The organism is Saccharopolyspora sp. NPDC049357, from assembly GCF_040677225.1.
Classification (GTDB): domain Bacteria; phylum Actinomycetota; class Actinomycetes; order Mycobacteriales; family Pseudonocardiaceae; genus Saccharopolyspora.
The window spans coordinates 95,329-111,653 of record NZ_JBFAQJ010000006.1 but is presented as its reverse complement, the minus strand read 5'-3'; the positions used below and the strand labels follow the sequence as shown (position 1 = coordinate 111,653).

Sequence of the window (16,325 nt, the reverse complement as noted above, 5' to 3'; positions counted from 1 at the left end):
CTGCTGCTGCTTCCGCCTACGGTTTTGGTAAGCGCTTTCCAAATAGAGGGGGTTCGGCATGGCCGAGCGACGGTTGGGCGTCATCATGAACGGCGTCACCGGGCGGATGGGATACCGGCAGCACCTGGTCCGGTCGGTTCTGGCGATCCGGGAGCAGGGCGGGGTCGAGCTCTCCGACGGCACCCGGGTGGTGCCGGACCCGATCCTCGTGGGTCGCAACGAGGAGAAGCTCCAGGAGATCGCCAAGAACCACGACATCGACCGCTGGAGCACCGATCTCGATTCCGCGCTGGCCGGACCGGACGAGCTGTACTTCGACGCCCAGCTGACCTCGGTCCGCGAGCCCGCCATCACCCGCGCGCTGGAGGCCGGGAAGCACGTCTACACCGAGAAGCCGGTCGCCGACGACGTCGAGGGCGCGCTGCGGCTGGCCCGCCTGGCACGGGAAGCAGGAGTGAAAACCGGTGTCGTGCACGACAAGCTGTACCTCCCGGGGCTGCTCAAGCTGCGCCGGCTGGTCGAATCCGGTTTCTTCGGCCGGGTCCTGTCGGTGCGCGGCGAGTTCGGCTACTGGGTGTTCGAGGGCGACGTCCAGGCCGCGCAGCGGCCGAGCTGGAACTACCGCGCCGAAGAGGGCGGCGGCATCGCCACCGACATGTTCCCGCACTGGAACTACGTGCTGGAGAACCTCTTCGGCCGGGTCGAAGCGGTGACGGCGAAGGTCGTCACGCACATCCCCCAGCGCTGGGACGAGCGCGGCGAGCCCTACGCGGCGACCGCCGACGACGCCGCGTACGGGATCTTCGAGCTCGCGGGCGGGGTGATCGCGCAGATCAACTCGTCGTGGACCACGCGGGTGCACCGCGACGAGCTGGTGGAGTTCCACGTCGACGGCACGCACGGCAGCGCTGTCGCGGGACTGCACCGGTGCGTGGCGCAGCACCGGGCGCACACGCCCAAACCGGTGTGGAACCCGGACCTGGTGGAGGCCACGCCGTTCCGGCAGCAGTGGTCGCCGGTGCCCGACAACCAGGAGTTCGACAACGGCTTCAAGGCCCAGTGGGAGCAGTTCCTGCGGCACCTGTGCGACGACGGCGACCACCCCTACGACTTCCTCGCGGGCGCGCGCGGGGTGCGGTTGGCCGAGGCCGGGCTGACGTCCTCCCGCGAGGGCCGTCGCGTCGAGCTGGGCGAGGTGGCACCGTGAGCCTGCTGCTCCCCCGCTCCGACGGCCGGATGGTCGCGCACACCACGGGCGCGCCGCGCGAGTGGCCGAAGCCCGAGGGCCCGCTGCGGTCACGGGCGGCGTTCGCGGCGGCGCACGTGGTTCCGCGAGTCCTCGGCGAGAACGTGCCGGGCGCGCCCGCCGACATCGACTGGGACGCGACGCTGTCCTACCGGCACCGGATCTGGTCCTACGGGCTCGGTGTCGCCGAGGCGATGGACACCGCGCAGCGCGGCATGGGGGTCGGCTGGCGGGAAGCCGCCGAGCTGGTGCGCCGTTCGGCGGCCGAGGCCCGTTCGGTAGGCGGGATGATCGCGGCGGGCGCGGGCACCGACCACCTCAGCGGAACCCCGACGCTGCCGGAGGTGCTCGCCGCCTACCGGGAGCAGGCGGAGGTCGTGGCGGGTGCGGGCGCGCGGGTGATCCTGATGGCCTCGCGCGCGCTGGCGGCGGTGGCCCGCTCCACCGAGGACTACGCGTGGGTCTACGGGTCGCTGCTGGACGAGGTAGACGATCCGGTGATCCTGCACTGGCTGGGGCCGATGTTCGACCCGGCGCTGCGCGGCTACTGGGGCGCCGACGACGTGCCGGCGGCGACGAAGGCGTTCCTGGAGATCATCCGCGCCCGGCCGGAGAAGGTCGACGGGGTGAAGGTCTCGCTGCTGGACGCCGATCACGAGATCGCGCTGCGGCGGGAGCTGCCCGAGGGCGTGCGGCTCTACACCGGGGACGACTTCAACTACCCGGATCTCATCGTCGGTTCGCGCGGGGAGTTCTCCGACGCGCTGCTGGGGATCTTCGCCGCCATCCACCCGGCCGCCTCCGCGGCGATCCAGGCGCTGGACCGCGATGATCCGGCGACCGCGCAGTCCATCTTGGACAGCACGAAGGATTTGGGCCGGCACGTCTTCGAGGCGCCGACCTTCCACTACAAGACCGGTATCGCGTTCCTGTCGTGGCTCAACGGCCACCAGCCCGGGTTCACGATGGCGGGCGGGTTGCACGCGAGCCGATCGGTGCCGCACCTGGCCGAGGTGTTCCGGCTCGCCGACCGGGCGGGGCTGCTGGTCGATCCGCAGGCAGCCGAAGAGCGGATGCGCGGGTTCCTCGTGGTGAGCGGAGTGCAGCGGTGAACGATCTGACCAGGTTGTCGTTGAACATCGCGACGACGAAGCGGTGGACGCTGCGGGAGGCGGTCGACGGTGCCGTGCGCGCGGGCATCCCGTCGGTGGGCCTGTGGCGCGACCGGGTCGCCGAGGAGGGTCTGACCGAGTCGGCCAGGCTCGTGCGCGATGCGGGGCTGCGGGTGTCGAGCCTGTGCCGGGGAGGTTTCCTCACCGCCGCCGACGAGGACGGCGCGCGAGCGGCCCTGGCCGACAACCGGGCGGCGATCGTGGAGGCCGCCGCGCTCGGCACGGACGCGTTGATCCTGGTCGTGGGCGGCCTTCCGGAGGGCGACCGGGATCTGGCGGGCGCCCGCGCGCGGGTGGCCGAGCGGATCGCGGACCTGGTCCCGTTCGCCCGCGAGCACGGCGTCCGGCTGGTCCTGGAGCCGCTGCACCCGATGTACTGCGCCGACCGCGCGGTCATCTCCACCCTGGCCCAGGCCCTGGATCTCGCCGCACCGCACCCGGCGGAGCAGGTGGCGGTCGTCGTCGACACCTTCCACGTCCACTGGGACCCGGCGCTGGCCGAGGGCATCGCCCGCGCCGGTCGCGAGAACCGCATCGCCTCCTACCAGGTCTGCGACTTCAACCTCCCGATCGCCCGGGACGCCCTGCTGTCCCGGGGCATGATGGGCGACGGAGTCGTCGACTTCGCCTCGATCACCAGGATGATCAGCGCCGCCGGGTACACCGGTGATGTCGAGGTGGAGATCTTCAACGCCGAGGTCTGGGACTCGCCCGGTGACCAGGTCCTCTCCACCATGATCACCCGCTACGGCGACCTCGTCCTCCCGCATCTGACCTGATGTCCACTGAATCAGATCACCCCACGTCACGCTTTTGTTCTGACATTAGCACCTGTCAGCCCAGGCCATCGGTCATCTTTCGTCCATAGTGGACGCACGTCGCGGAACCGGTTCGCGCGAACGGCCCTTGACATCGTTGTGAGGCAGCGCACAGCATTGGTCCGCACCAGCGCTCCCCTCTAGACGAATCGAGGCCCTCGCCGAGATGAAGATCGGAGTAGCCGGGGTCGGTCGAATCGGCTCCATGCACGCCACGAATCTCGCCGCGCTCGACGAAATCGACCAACTGCTGCTCTTCGACCCGGCACCGGGCAGGGCCGAGGCCGCCGCCACCGACCTCGGCCCGCCCGCCGCTGCGGTGACCACTGTGGACGAACTCCTCTCAGCCGATGGGGTGCTGATCGCCACCCCGACCGGCACGCACCCCGACCTGGTGCGCGCGGCGCTCACCGCCGGAACACCCGTCCTGTGCGAAAAACCGCTGGCATCAGACCTTTCCACGATGTCGGCGCTGGTCGACGAGATCGAGGGCTCCGGCGTGCCGGTGCTGGTCGGGTTCCAGCGCCGCTTCGACCCCGACACCGCCGAGGTGCACCGGCGGCTGCGCGACGGATCGGCCGGGTCGGTGTACCTGGTGCGCGCGGTCTGCAACGATCACCTGCCGCCGCCGAGGGAGTTCGTCGCCACCTCGGGCGGGTTGTTCCGGGACTGCCTGATCCACGATCTCGACGCGGTTCCGTGGTTGCTCGGCGAACCGGTCACCGAGGTCTACGCCTCCGGATCGGTGCTGGTCGACGAGGCGTTCCGGGAGGTGGGCGACGTGGACAACGCGGTGGTGTCGCTGCGCTTCGCCGGTGGCGCGCACGCGCTGCTCTCGGCAGCCCGGCACGACCCGGTGGGCTACGACTGCCGCCTGGAGGTCTTCGCCTCGCGCGACACGCTCAGCGTCGGACTCGACGAGCGCACCCCGCTCAACACCGTCTCGGGCGCCGGTCCGCAGCGGCCGTGGACGTCCTTCACCGAGCGCTACCACGACGCCTACCTGCGGGAGACCCGCGTGTTCCTCGACGTCATCACCGGTCGGGCCGAGAACCCGTCGCCCCCGAGGGAGGCGCTGGTCAGCCTGCGCCTGGCGGAGGCGTGCGAGGAGTCGCTGCGCGTCGGCAAGCCGGTGGAGGTGGGCGCATGACGTTCAAGGTCGCAGCCGCGCCGATCTCCTGGGGCGTGAGCGAAGTCCCCGGCTGGGGCCGGATTCTCGAACCCGAGCGGGTCCTCTCCGAGATGGCCGGGCTGGGCGTGCACGCCACCGAGCTCGGACCACCCGGATACCTGCCGGATCCGCCGACCATCATCGGCAGGAACGGGCTGGAGCTGGTCGGCGGCTTCCTCGCCGTCCCGCTGCACGACGCGTCCGCGGCCGAGGGCAGCGTCGCCGAAGCGTGCGCGACGGCGAAGAAGATCGCCGCCGGTGGCGGCGAGATCGTGGTGCTCGCCGCGGCCACCGGGTTCGACGGTTACGACGAACGACCGCCGCTCGACGACGCGCGGTGGGCGACGCTCATCGACACCTGCCGCCGCATCACCGAGGTCGTCACCGCCGAGGGACTGCGGGTCGCGATGCACCCGCACGTCGGCACGCACGTGGAGACCGAAGCCGAGGTCGAACGCTTCCTCGCCGACTCCCCGATGCCGCTGTGCCTGGACACCGGGCACCTGCTGGTCGGCGGGACGGATCCGGTCGCGCTGGCCGAGCGGCATCCCGCGCGCATCGGGCACATCCACCTCAAGGACGTCCGAGCCGATCTGGCCGCCGAGGTCCGCGCCGGGCGCGTGGGTTTCGCCGATGCCGTCGCGCGCGGCCTGTTCGTGCCGCTCGGGGACGGTGACGTGGACACCGAGGCGATGGTCCGCTCGGTGCACGCGGCCGGCTACCACGGCTGGTACGTGCTGGAGCAGGACACCGCGCTGGGGCCGGATTCCGACGACTGCGGCCCCCGGCGCGACACCGCGCGCAGCCTGGTCCACCTGGACGAGGTGTTCTCCCGGATCCGGGCAGGCCGATGAACCCGCACCGCAGATGCTGCCAGTGCTCCTGATCGGAGCGCTGGCGCTGGCCGGGTGCACCGGCCCCAAGGCGTCCGGCCCGCTGCCGGGCAGCGGTTCTCGCAGGCGGGCAAGCACGAGCTCCTGTGCGTGATCCACCAGGCCGGGGTCGAGACGCTCGCCCAGCGCTGCGACAGCGCGCGCACGTCGCCCGAGCCCGCGACCTGGGATCGGGCGACGTGCTGATCACCCACCCCCACCACGCCTACCCGCTCGGCGACCGCGTCCTGCTGCTCACGCGAGGACGGAGCCTCGGCAGCCACGAGGAGCAGGACGTCACCCTCGACCACCTCACCCACCAGATGGCCGGCGGCGCGGAGCTCGAAACCCTCACCCGCGAACTCGAATCCGACCGACCCTGGCCAACCCCACCCCAACCCGATACCCTACCAAGCACTTGCTTGTCCCCGATTTCCACTGAAGCCAGACGTCGGACTTCCACTGAAACCAGGTACCCGGTTTCCACTGAAATCCGGTACCTGATTCCCACTGAAGTCGGGTGTCGGGTTCCACTGAAATCGGGTGTCGGGTTTCCACTGAAATCCGGGGGTGGTCGAGGTGAGGAGGCGAAGTTGGCGACGTTGCCGCTGTTCCGGCTCGATGGCCGGGTCGCGTTGGTGTCCGGGGCCGGGCGCGGGATCGGGGCCGCCACGGCGTTGGCGCTGGCCGAGGCCGGCGCGGACGTGGCGGTCCTGTCGCGCACGCCCGACCAGATCGAGGCGGTGGCCCAGCAGATCCGCGAGCTGGGGCGACGCGCGGTGGCGATCCCCACCGACGCCGGGGACGCCGACGCCGTGGCGGGTGCGGTGGCCCGGGTAGCCGAGGAGCTGAGCCGCATCGACGTCGTGGTGAGCGTGACCGGCGGGTCGATGCCCCGGCCGTTCGCCAACACCCACGACGAGGCGCTGCGGAAGTCCTTCGAGAACAACGTCGTGCACGGAGTTCGCCTGGTGCGCGAGGCCGTTCCGCACCTGGTCAAGTCGGACGCGGCGACCGTGGTGATGGTCTCCAGCAGCACCGGGCACCTCGTCGGGCGCGGCTACCTCGCCTACGGCGCGGCCAAGGCGTCGCTCGATCACGCGGTGCGGATGATGGCCGCGGACCTCAACCCGCGCATCCGCGTCAACGCCGTCGCCCCCGGCGCGATCCTCACCGAGGCGCTGGAGGTCGTGGCCGCCGACCCGGAGATGAAGGCGACGCTGGAGAGCCACACCCCGCTGCGCCGGATCGGCGCTCCGGAGGACATCGCCGCAGCGATCCTCTACCTCTCCTCCCCCGCCTCCTCCTACGTCACCGGCCAGGTCCTGGCGGTGGACGGCGGGCTGGTCGCGCCGAACATGCCGCTGCCGATCCCGGACGTCGAGGCCTGAGGCGGTTTAGGTCCGAGTCTGGACCAGAACCGCCCCCTGCCGCGCGCCGCGAACGCCACCCGGCATGCGGTATCCGGGGTGAGCACCCGGCGGTAATTTCGAGGTGGGTGCAGGGACGGGGGCCGCGGTGTTCGCACGCGGTCCTCGCGCCGCCGCTGCGGGAGGAGCCGCCGTGCGTGATGACCTGGACGTGCTGATCGTGGGAGCCGGGCTGGCCGGGATCGGGGCCGCGCACCAGCTCCAGTCCGCCTTCCCCGACCTGGACTACGCGATCCTCGAATCCCGCGACGCGCTCGGCGGAACCTGGGACCTGTTCCGCTACCCCGGCGTCCGCTCCGACTCGGACATGTTCACCATGGCCTACCGGTTCCGGCCGTGGCCCGGCGCGCAGTCCTTCGCGGACGGACCGGCGATCCGCGACTACGTCCGCGCGACCGCCGAGGACGCCGGCATCGACCGGCGGATCCGCTACCGGCACCGGGTGCTCAGCGCCTCCTGGTCCAGCGACGAGGCGCGCTGGACGGTGCTGGCCGAGCACGACGGCGAGCAGGTGCGACTGACCGCGAAGTTCCTCCACCTCTGCGCCGGTTACTACCACTACGAGCAGCCGCACTCGCCCGAGTTCCCGGGCGCCGAGCGCTTCACCGGAACCGTGGTGCATCCGCAGCACTGGCCGGAGGACCTCGACCACGCGGGCAAGCAGGTCGTGGTGATCGGCAGCGGTGCCACCGCGATCACCCTGGTCCCGGCGATGGCCGAGGACGCCGCGCACGTGACGATGCTGCAGCGCTCACCCAGCTACGTGGTGTCGGTGCCCGGCCGGGACCCGCTGCTGCCCCACCTGCGCGGCAGGCTCGGCGAACGCGCGACCTACGCGCTCGTGCGCTGGAAGAACATCCTCTACGGCACGGGCTCGTACCGGTTCAGCAGGGCGTTCCCGAAGTGGATGAGCAAGGCGATCCGCAAGGCCGCCGCCAAGCGGCTCCCGGCGGGTTACGACGTCGACACGCACTTCAACCCCAGCTACGACCCGTGGGACCAGCGGATGTGCCTCGCCCCCGACGGTGACCTCTTCGAAACGCTGAGCAGCGGGAGGGCCTCGGTGGTGACCGACCACGTCGAGGAGTTCACCCTGACCGGGATCCGCCTGCGGTCCGGCGCCGAGCTCGACGCGGACATCGTCATCACGGCCACCGGGCTGCGGCTGCGCCCGTTCGGCGGCGTCACCTTCACCGTCGACGGCCGCGAGGTCGCCCCGAGCGAGACGACCGTCTACAAGGGAGCGATGCTGTCCGGGGTTCCCAACCTGGCCTTCACCTTCGGCTACACCAACCACAGCTGGACGCTCAAGGCCGATCTGGTGGCCGAGTTCGTCGTCCGGCTGCTGCGCCAGATGCGCCGCAACGGCCACGACCGGTGCGTTCCGGTGAAGGCGAGCCGGGGCGCGGAGCCGATGATCGAGAACTTCACCTCCAACTACGTCCAGCGCGGCATCGACGCCTTCCCCCGCTCGGACGTCAAGGCGCCGTGGCGGGTCAAGATGGACTACTTCCACGACCTGCTGGTGCTGCGGCACCTGCCGGTCAGCGATCGCGACCTCCGGTTCGGCCGGAGTCAGTCGCACGCCAAGCCGTCACCGTCGCTGTCCAACGCGGACGAGTAGCCGGTGTCGCCGCGCCGCAGCGGTGCCGCTCCGGCGGCCCTGGCCTGCTCGCAGGTGGCGTAGTAGGCGGGCAGGGCCTCCTCGGCCTGCGGTGGCGCGGGCGCGGCTCGATCGGTGCTGCACTCCTGACCCCACAGGCCGCGGCCCGCGGTCCTGGCCGTGGCCTCGGCCTGGGTGAGCTCCGAGGTGAGGCCCTCGGCCAGGAACGCCTGCGGGTCGAGCCGGGCCGCACCCTGCTGCAGGGCCAGCGACGAGTACTCGGCGCCATCGGGGAGGGTCAGCGAGACCTCGGGTTCGGGACTGCGACCGCTGCTCCAGCCGACGCCGAAGGTGACCTGCACCGTCGCGTCGCGCAGCGCGCCCTCGGCGAACGCGCGCGCCTCGGAGCTCCAGCACTCCCCCGCCGCCGGGGCCCGCGCTCCCGCGATGCGCACCACCTGCGGCTCCCGGCCCGGCACCTGGATCAGCACCCGGTCGTCGTCGAGGATCTCGCGCACCTGCGCCCGGTCCTGCTGCGGCGGTGGCGCGAGGACGGGCTCGGGCGTGATCACCGACGGCGGCGGCGAGCTCGGTTCCCGCAGCACCTGCGGCCCCGCGGGCTGGGCCCGTTGCTCCGGCCCGGACAGCCCGCCGACCACCAGCAGCGTGATCACCGCGCCGAGCGCGCACGCTCCGGCGATCAGCGGGGCCTTCGCCGACTCGCCCTTCCGGTGCCAGTAGGCCGCGACCGCGGGCCAGAGCGTCACCGGCCAGAGCACGCCCGCGATCAGCCCGGCCATCAGCCACGGCCACGCGCGCCCCTGCCTGGCCCGCTGCCGCCAGAGCAGCGCGCTCATGACCACCGTCGCCACCATGCCGACCAGGTGGACGATCCCGAAGAACATCGGACCCCTCACTGCGCTCGCGTTCGCAACGATGATCCCTCACCCGATCAGGTGGTCGCGGCCAGATCCCCCGGAACTCCACCCCACAGGAGCAACCGTTCACAGCTTTCACGGCTGCGGCGCGTCTCGTAGGAGCGCGATGCGATCCGACCGGAAGCGGACGAAAGGACTCCGGTCCGCTATACGTATTCAGCTCACGTTCGGCGCTCTCCGGCGGCTGAACGGGGTGCGCATCGCGCAGGAGTAGTATTCGTATGCAGCTACTCCGAGGGGAGCCAAGTCCTTGATCACCAGCCGCGATGTGGCCCGTCTGGCGGGTGTTTCGCAGCCGACGGTGTCCCGGGCCCTTCGCGGCGATCAGCGCGTCTCGGAGGCTACCCGGGAACGCGTCCAGCGCGCGGCCGATGCGCTCAACTACGTGCCGAGCGAGACCGGCCGCAGCCTGTCGACGCGGGTGACCAAGCGCATCGGCGTCGTGGTCACCGACCTCACCAACCCGTTCTACCCCCACCTGATCGGCCCGCTGCACGACGAGCTGGAGCAGCACGGCTACCGGATGATGCTGTTCACCGAGCGGTCCGAGACCGCCGTGGCCAGCCAGCGCCTGCTGGACCGCTCCATCGACGGCGTCGTCCTCGCGACCGCGACCATCGGATCCCGGCTGCCCGACGACCTGCAACGGCGCGAGCTCCCGTTCGTCTTCCTCAACCGCGAAGCCGGAGGCCGCCCGGCCGACGCGGCGGTGGTGGACAACGAACTCGGCGGCCGGCTGGTCGCCCGCGAGCTCGCCGAGCTCGGCCACCGCGACATCGCCCACATCGGCGGCCCGGCGGAGACCACCACCGGCCGCGAACGCGAGATGGGTTTCCGCCTGGGACTTTCCGAGTCGGGCATCGGCCTGCCCGAGGACTCCGTGCGGCGCGGCCCCTTCGACTTCGACACGGGATACCGGGGACTGACCGAGATCCTGGACGGCCCGACCCGTCCCACCGCCGTGTTCTGCGGCAACGACGTGATCGCGATCGGCGCGTTCAACGCCGCCCGCGCCCGCGGCGTGCGCATCCCCGAGGACCTCACGCTCATCGGCTTCGACGACATCCCGATGGCGGCGTGGGAGGCGTTCGGACTCAGCACCGTGCACTACGACCTGGCAGAACTCGCCCAGGAAGCCGCCCGCCTGCTGGTCCGGCGCATCGAAGCCGACGACGACCCCGAGCCCCGGCGCACGCTGTTCACCCCGGAGCTCGTCCTGCGCGCCACCCACGCCTCCCGCTGATCCTCAGCCCTTCAGGCTCCGCAGCAGTTGCATGAGGATGTGGGTGAGGTTGTGGAGCACCATCCCCGGCGGTGCCTGGGCACCCTGCTCGGTGGAACCGACGATGGTCATCAGCGGCTCGCCACCCGCGGCCTCGACGACCTGGGCGAGTCGAGCGGCCACGTCCGGATCCGACGGCCCGCTGCGGCCCATCGCCACCGAGAGGTCCGCAGGCCCCACCAGGACCGTGTCGACACCTTCTACGGCGAGGATCTCGCGCGCGTTGTCGCACGCCTGCGGCGTTTCCAGCATCGGGACGACCATCGTGCTGCGCTCGGCCTGCGCGAGGTGCTCGCCGATGCTGCTGGTGCCGAAGCGACCGGCGCGGCTGTAGGTGGCGAAGCCGCGCTCGCCCAGCGGCGGGTAGTGCGCCGCTGCCACCACCTCCCTCGCCTGCTCGGGGGTGTCGACGTGCGGCACGATCACCCCCTGCGCGCCGAGGTCGAGCACGCGCAGCACCAGCGCCGGTTCGTGCTCCCCCACCCTGACCAGTACCGGGAGCCCGTGGGCGTCGGCGATCTGCAGGTGCTGCTGCAGGCTCAGCAGATCGGCGGGACCGTGCTCGCAGTCGATGACCGCGTAGTCGAGCCCGGCCACCGCGGCCATCTCCAGCAGGTTCTCCGAGGGCAGCCGGAGCAGACCGCCGTGCAGCCTCTCGCCCGCCCGCACTCGCTGCTTCAGGGTCGTCATCGCGCCACCATCCCCGCCGACAGGTCGATGTCGGCTCCGCACATCCCGCGCATCTGCAGCATCGCCACCAGCGCCTGGCCCACTTCCTCCTCGGTCACCATGCGCCGCAGCAGCGCGCGGGACACGAACTCCTGCTCGGCGGCGGTCTCGGTGATCCCGCTGCGTTCGGCTTCGAGCCGGAAGTTGCGGGTCATGCGCGGCCCTTCGACCGGCCCCGGCGACAGCGAGTTCACCGTCACCCCGCGCGGCCCCACCTCTCCCGCCAGGGTCGTGGTCAGCCCGATCACGGCGGTCTTCGAGGCGCAGTACGGGGTTCGGCGCAGCAGCGGCCGCTTTCCGGACACCGAGGCGACGTTGACGACGTCACCGCTGCCCCGGTCCACCATCTGCGGCAGGAACGCGCGGCACATCAGGTAGACGCCCCGCACGTTGATGTCGAAGACCTCGTCCCACTCGGCGGGCTCGATCTCCAGCAGCGGTTTGACGGGTCCGGCGATCCCGGCGTTGTTGACCAGGATCGAGATCTCCTCCCCCGCCAGTTCCCCGGCGAGCGCCGCCACCGAGTCGGGGTCGGAGACGTCGCAGGTCGCGGCACGCCCGTCAAGACCGTCGAGGGCCTCCTCCAGGGTGTCGCGCTTGCGGCCCACGGCGACGACCCGGGCTCCGGCGGCCGACAGCGCCCGGGACATCGCACGCCCCAGCCCGTTGCCGCCGCCGGTGACCAGGGCCGTTCGCCCGGTGAGCGGTGTGGTCATCGTTCTCCTCGTTCCAGTAGTTTCCGGATCAGCGCGCCCACCACAGCGGGTCGCTCCATCGGGAGCAGGTGCCCGGCTCCGGAGAGCACGTGCAGCCTTCCGCGCTGCGCGTGCTTGACGATCTCCTCGTGGAACCCGGTCGGGCACAGGGCGTCCCGGTCGCCGCACAGCACCCGCACCGGTCCGCCGTAACCGGCGATGGCGTCGAACGCCTCGGTGCGGGTGGCCTGGGCGGCGAGCTGGGCGTGGAAGGTCCCGGGCCCGACCCGCCCGGCCATGCCCAGGAACCGCTCCCGCAGGGGGCTCCGGGGTTCGGCGAACATCGCGGGCAGGATCTCCTCGACGACCTCCTCGAAGTCGGCCGCGGCCTGCCGCTCCCACGCCCGGCGCTGCTCCGGCCGGGGTGCTCCGGCGTTGGTCGACAGGGCGCCGAACGCGCTCACCCGCTCCGGCGCCCGGCGCAGCGCCTCGAACCCGACGATCGCGCCGAGGCTGAGCCCCACCAACGTGAACTCACCGTCCACTGCGGACAGCACCTGCTCGGCCATGCCGCCGATGGTCGGTTCGGTGATCTCCACGTGCACCACCTCGCCCGGCAGCTCCGGCAGCTCCGACCACAGGTCGGCGTCGCAGAGCATGCCGGGCACCAGGACGATCGGGCTCACTTGCCCACCGGTCGCGGGATGAGGTGGAACGGGGCAAGGTAGCCGTTGTGGTCGACGCCGACACCGGCGTCCGCGGCGGCCTTGACCACCTCGTCGTCCCACTCCAGCCGGACCCGGCCGTCACCGCTGTTGATGACCAGCATGCTGGCCGTCGAATCCGAGACGTTGCGGACCCTGCGCCACGCACCGGCGGGAACCGAGAGCATGTCCCACGGACCGAGCCGCACCGAGACCTCCTCCTCGCGGTTGAGGGTCACCTCCCACTCGCCGTCCTTGACCATCAGGACCTGCGTGCCCGCGTGCCGGTGGGTGAGCATGCCCTCGCCGGGGGCCGCGCGCAGCCAGGAGATGTTGTGGCCGTGCGGGTTGTAGATGCGCGGCTCCTGCAGCCGGTCCTCGGTCATGCCGAAGCCGATGACCTGCGCCAGCTCGCCCGCCCCGCCCGGCAGCGCCGAACCGAGCAGCGCCCGGGCCGACCACTCCAGGTCGTCGGCGGTGGCGACGCGCTTGCGCATCTTCTCCACCGGGAAGGAGCTCAGGCCGGCGATGTCCTCCGGGCTCATCGGCCGCTTGAGCTCGACGTCCTCGGGCTTCTCATCACCGGCGACGGTGTCGACGAGCCGGTTGTCCTCGGTCAGGAACAGGCCGTGCCCCTCGGCCTCGCGCAGCACGTTCGGGCCCCAGATGATGCCGCCGGTGTCGTCGTGACCGAGGGCGGTGAACAGCCAGCCGTCGTCGGGCCCGATGTTGGTGAAGCCCCGGAAGATCCAGGTGGGGATGGAGGCGATGTCGCCCTCCCGCAGCACCAGCTCGCCCTCCTGCCCGTCGGCACCCCAGCGCAGCAGGAACTCGCCCCGGAAGCAGATGAACACCTCGGCGGTGAAGTGCAGGTGCAGGTTGTTGACGACGCCGTGGGGCATCGCGGCCGCGCCGATGTTGTAGCCGTGCGCCTCGCGCAGGTTGACCACCTGGTTCGGGCTCTGGGTCACCCCGGGCCCGATCATCGAGTAGTTCTCCTTGCGGTCGGAGCCCGGTGTGCGGCAGTCGATGAACGCCTGGTTGCACGAGACGAAGTCCGATCGCCGGATCGTCCGCCGCTCCAGTTCCTGCCGGGTCACCTCGACCTGAGACATCAGCACCTCCGTGTGAATACGTATGTATGGATAAAAACCGTTGTGAAGAGCCATGTCAATAGGACTCGGGAAACCGTCTACCCGTGCCGTAGGGTTCGGCCGTGACCCTCAACCAGCTGCGCGCGTTCCTGCTGGCCCACCGACTCGGCACGTTCACGGCGGTGGCGGACGAGCTCGACATGGCCCAGCCGTCGGTGTCCGAACTCGTCCGGAGGCTCGAAGAGGAGCTGGGGACCGCGCTGTTCGTCCGCGGCAGCCGCAAGCTGACGCTCTCGGAAGCGGGCCGCGAGCTGCTGCCCCACGCCGAGCAGGCCCTGGCGGCGGTGGACCACGGCGGCGCGGCCGTGCGCGCGCTGAACACACTCAGCGGCGGCACGGCCACGTTCGGGCTGCTGCGCAACGCCGACTACTACCTGCTGTCGGACCTGGTCCGGCAGTTCCTCGACCGCTACCCCGACGTCAAGGTCCGCCTGGTGGGGCAGAACTCGGCCGAGACCGCGGCGGCGGTCCGCGACGGCGACCTGGAAGCGGGCCTGGTCGTGCTGCCCATCGACGACGAGGCCCTGTCGGTCACCCCGCTGGCGCGCGATGAGGTCCTCTACGTCAGCCCCGACCCCGAGCGCACACGGCGGCCGGTCGCGGTGGAGGACCTCACGACCGCACCGCTGATCCTCTACGACGCCCGCTACGGCTGGGCCGATCCGACCCGCCGCCAGCTGGCCGAACGCGCCCAGCTGGCCGGGGTGGCGCTGGACGCCGGGATCGAGGTCGAGCACGTGGAGTCCGCGTTGCGGCTGGCCGCCCAGGGCATCGGCGACACGATCGCCTCCCGCGCGGTGGTCAACAGCCGCCGCTTCCCGGCCGAGCTGCACACCGCCCCGTTCGCCGAACCGCTCTACGACACCATCGCGCTCATCCACCGCCGCAACCGCACGCTCTCCCCGGCCACCGGCGAGCTCGCCCGCCTCGCCCAGGAAACCCTCCTCGAAGGAGGCACCTCCTGGGCAGGCGCGTGATTCTCGTTTGACAACCTGCGCGCAAGTGGCGAAGCCACGAGCGACAACAACCACCTGAGCAACCCGCACCGCCGCGGGTTCTCAGACGTCGCCTGGGGAGGACGCCGCGACGCCGTGCATTGGCATACATCAGGAGTGGCGCCCGGACCCAGGCGGCGTCTGAGGTTCCGCTACCCGCACCGCCATGCAGGCCGCCTTCAGACGAAAAGACCTACTCCATCGGTTTCCCGGTGGTCAGGTCGAGGCGGTAGCTCTCCTCCATCCACTTGATGACGACCACCAGAGAGATCACCGCGGCGACCGCGAGGTAGCCCCAGACGGCGTAGATCGTGCCGAAGGTGCTCACCAGCAGTGCCGAGACGAACGGCGTGATGCCGGAGAACAGGGCGAACGAGCAGTTGTACGCGACGCCTCCGGCGCTGAACCGGGTCTTGGTCGCGAACAGCTCGGCCACGCAGACCGTCACGATGCCGGTCAGGAAAAACTCCGGGATCACGTAGATCAGCTGCGCGATCACCGCGGCGGTGAACGTGCCCATCTGCGCGACCGCGAAGGCCACCGGGATCAGCACGAGCGCCGAGAGGTACCCGATGATGAGCATGGGGCGCCGACCGATCCGGTCCGAGAGCGCACCCGCCAGCGGCAGCAGCGGGATGATCGCCGCGACCGAGATGGCGTTGGAGCCCAGCGCCTCCGCCCGCGACAGGCCGACGTTGGACGACAGGAACTCCGGCAGGTACGTGACCCAGGTGTAGGACACGATCGCCAGGGTGATCGACGAGCCGCAGAACACCAGCATCTCGCGCCACTGCGACTTGAACGCCTCGGTGAGCGGCGCCTTGACGACCTCCGCGCCGTCGGCCGTGGCCTTGACGAACTCCGGCGTCTCGCCGACGCGCTTGCGCACCCAGAGCCCGACGAGGCTCAGCGGCAGCGCGAGCAGGAACGGGATGCGCCAGCCGTAGCTCTGCAGCGCGGCCTCGTCGAAGAGGGTGGCGGTGAGGGCGGAAACGCCTGCGCCGCCGAGGATTCCGACGAATACGCTGATCGAGACGAACGAGGTGTAGTAGGCGCGTCGTTTCGGTTCGGCCCATTCCACGACGAACGCGATGGCGCCCACGTACTCGCCGCCGGAGATCAGCGCCTGCACCATCCTCATCGCCAGCAGCAGCAGCGGTGCGAGCATGCCGACCTGCGCGTAGCTGGGCAGCACACCGATCAGCGCGGTGCACAGACCCATCAACGCGATCGTCCACAGCAGAACGCTCCGGCGACCGAAGCGGTCACCCCAGCGCCCGAGGATCATGCCGCCGAGGGGGCGGATGATCGTGCCGATGGCCAGGATCGCGTAGGTGCTCAGCACACCGACGACGGGATCCTGTGAGGGGAAGAACACCGGCGCCATGACCGGTGCGAGATAGCCGTAGATGCCGAAATCGAACTGCTCGACGAAGTTGCCGATCACGCCGGCCGTGACGGCTCTGCGCATCGGTTCTTTGGACTGTGCCTGCTTTTCGGGCACGGGAGTTGAAGT

16 protein-coding genes are annotated in these 16,325 nt (G+C 70.9%); 10 read left to right on the top strand and 6 right to left on the bottom strand.

Features of this window, described 5'->3' with window-relative positions; translation table 11 throughout:
- The first annotated feature begins 58 nt into the window (after positions 1–58).
- From AB0J91_RS07400 to AB0J91_RS07365, 8 genes are all read left to right on the top strand, one after another.
- Positions 59–1,207, top strand: coding sequence for a Gfo/Idh/MocA family oxidoreductase (locus AB0J91_RS07400; protein WP_363865094.1), 1,149 nt, complete (start codon positions 59–61; stop codon positions 1,205–1,207).
- Entirely contained in the window at positions 1,204–2,358 is a 1,155-nt protein-coding gene (locus AB0J91_RS07395) for a dihydrodipicolinate synthase family protein (RefSeq protein WP_363865092.1), read from the top strand. The genes AB0J91_RS07400 and AB0J91_RS07395 overlap by 4 nt, the downstream gene beginning before the upstream one ends.
- 5 nt (positions 2,359–2,363) lie before the next feature.
- On the top strand, positions 2,364–3,197 hold the full coding sequence (locus AB0J91_RS07390) for a sugar phosphate isomerase/epimerase family protein (RefSeq protein ID WP_363865272.1): 834 nt from the start codon (positions 2,364–2,366) through the stop codon (positions 3,195–3,197).
- A 205-nt stretch (positions 3,198–3,402) separates the two neighbouring features.
- Entirely contained in the window at positions 3,403–4,386 is a 984-nt protein-coding gene (locus AB0J91_RS07385; protein ID WP_363865090.1) for a Gfo/Idh/MocA family oxidoreductase, read from the top strand.
- Positions 4,383–5,261, top strand: a complete 879-nt coding sequence (locus AB0J91_RS07380) for a TIM barrel protein (protein ID WP_363865088.1) — start codon at positions 4,383–4,385, stop codon at positions 5,259–5,261. The genes AB0J91_RS07385 and AB0J91_RS07380 overlap by 4 nt, the downstream gene beginning before the upstream one ends.
- A 54-nt stretch (positions 5,262–5,315) precedes the next feature.
- Positions 5,316–5,486 carry a hypothetical protein gene (locus AB0J91_RS07375; RefSeq protein ID WP_363865086.1) on the top strand — a complete coding sequence of 57 codons (171 nt, stop codon included), beginning with the start codon at positions 5,316–5,318 and terminating at the stop codon, positions 5,484–5,486.
- Between the two features lie 386 nt (positions 5,487–5,872).
- Complete coding sequence (locus AB0J91_RS07370; protein ID WP_363865084.1) at positions 5,873–6,670, top strand: SDR family oxidoreductase; 798 nt, start codon at positions 5,873–5,875, stop codon at positions 6,668–6,670.
- A gap of 172 nt (positions 6,671–6,842) precedes the next feature.
- The gene (locus AB0J91_RS07365) at positions 6,843–8,333 is read left to right on the top strand and encodes an NAD(P)/FAD-dependent oxidoreductase (protein ID WP_363865082.1); all 1,491 of its coding nucleotides are present in this window, start codon (positions 6,843–6,845) and stop codon (positions 8,331–8,333) included.
- Here the strand turns inward: AB0J91_RS07365 and AB0J91_RS07360 are convergent.
- Positions 8,285–9,217: an excalibur calcium-binding domain-containing protein gene (locus tag AB0J91_RS07360; protein WP_363865080.1), complete on the bottom strand. Its 933-nt coding sequence runs from the start codon at positions 9,215–9,217 to the stop codon at positions 8,285–8,287. The two genes, AB0J91_RS07365 and AB0J91_RS07360, sit on opposite strands and share 49 nt — an antisense overlap.
- A 283-nt stretch (positions 9,218–9,500) precedes the next feature.
- Between AB0J91_RS07360 and AB0J91_RS07355 the strand changes: the two genes are divergently transcribed.
- Entirely contained in the window at positions 9,501–10,493 is a 993-nt protein-coding gene (locus AB0J91_RS07355; protein WP_363865078.1) for a LacI family DNA-binding transcriptional regulator, read from the top strand.
- A gap of 3 nt (positions 10,494–10,496) precedes the next feature.
- Here AB0J91_RS07355 and AB0J91_RS07350 read toward each other — a convergent pair whose 3' ends face one another.
- From AB0J91_RS07350 to AB0J91_RS07335, 4 genes are read right to left on the bottom strand one after another with little or no spacing between them, the layout of a single operon-like run.
- Complete coding sequence (locus AB0J91_RS07350; RefSeq protein ID WP_363865076.1) at positions 10,497–11,222, bottom strand: aldolase/citrate lyase family protein; 726 nt, start codon at positions 11,220–11,222, stop codon at positions 10,497–10,499.
- Complete coding sequence (locus AB0J91_RS07345) at positions 11,219–11,977, bottom strand: SDR family oxidoreductase (RefSeq protein ID WP_363865074.1); 759 nt, start codon at positions 11,975–11,977, stop codon at positions 11,219–11,221. Before AB0J91_RS07345 ends, AB0J91_RS07350 begins: the two co-directional genes overlap by 4 nt.
- Entirely contained in the window at positions 11,974–12,642 is a 669-nt protein-coding gene (locus tag AB0J91_RS07340) for an alpha/beta hydrolase (protein WP_363865072.1), read from the bottom strand. Before AB0J91_RS07340 ends, AB0J91_RS07345 begins: the two co-directional genes overlap by 4 nt.
- Positions 12,639–13,775: a cupin domain-containing protein gene (locus AB0J91_RS07335; RefSeq protein WP_363865070.1), complete on the bottom strand. Its 1,137-nt coding sequence runs from the start codon at positions 13,773–13,775 to the stop codon at positions 12,639–12,641. The genes AB0J91_RS07340 and AB0J91_RS07335 overlap by 4 nt, the downstream gene beginning before the upstream one ends.
- A gap of 101 nt (positions 13,776–13,876) precedes the next feature.
- Between AB0J91_RS07335 and AB0J91_RS07330 the strand changes: the two genes are divergently transcribed.
- Positions 13,877–14,791: a LysR family transcriptional regulator gene (locus AB0J91_RS07330; protein ID WP_363786838.1), complete on the top strand. Its 915-nt coding sequence runs from the start codon at positions 13,877–13,879 to the stop codon at positions 14,789–14,791.
- Between the two features lie 211 nt (positions 14,792–15,002).
- Here AB0J91_RS07330 and AB0J91_RS07325 read toward each other — a convergent pair whose 3' ends face one another.
- Positions 15,003–16,280, bottom strand: a complete 1,278-nt coding sequence (locus AB0J91_RS07325) for an MFS transporter (RefSeq protein ID WP_363865065.1) — start codon at positions 16,278–16,280, stop codon at positions 15,003–15,005.
- Between the last annotated feature and the right edge of the window lie 45 nt (positions 16,281–16,325).

Coding starts and splice junctions, on each gene's coding strand:
- AB0J91_RS07385 (WP_363865090.1), top strand. CDS start 3,403: ATGAAGATCGGAGTAGCCGGGGTCGGTCGAATCGGCTCCATGCACGCC.
- AB0J91_RS07350 (WP_363865076.1), bottom strand. CDS start 11,222: ATGACGACCCTGAAGCAGCGAGTGCGGGCGGGCGAGAGGCTGCACGGC.
- AB0J91_RS07360 (WP_363865080.1), bottom strand. CDS start 9,217: ATGTTCTTCGGGATCGTCCACCTGGTCGGCATGGTGGCGACGGTGGTC.
- AB0J91_RS07345 (WP_363865074.1), bottom strand. CDS start 11,977: ATGACCACACCGCTCACCGGGCGAACGGCCCTGGTCACCGGCGGCGGC.
- AB0J91_RS07400 (WP_363865094.1), top strand. CDS start 59: ATGGCCGAGCGACGGTTGGGCGTCATCATGAACGGCGTCACCGGGCGG.
- AB0J91_RS07335 (WP_363865070.1), bottom strand. CDS start 13,775: ATGTCTCAGGTCGAGGTGACCCGGCAGGAACTGGAGCGGCGGACGATC.
- AB0J91_RS07380 (WP_363865088.1), top strand. CDS start 4,383: ATGACGTTCAAGGTCGCAGCCGCGCCGATCTCCTGGGGCGTGAGCGAA.
- AB0J91_RS07325 (WP_363865065.1), bottom strand. CDS start 16,280: ATGCGCAGAGCCGTCACGGCCGGCGTGATCGGCAACTTCGTCGAGCAG.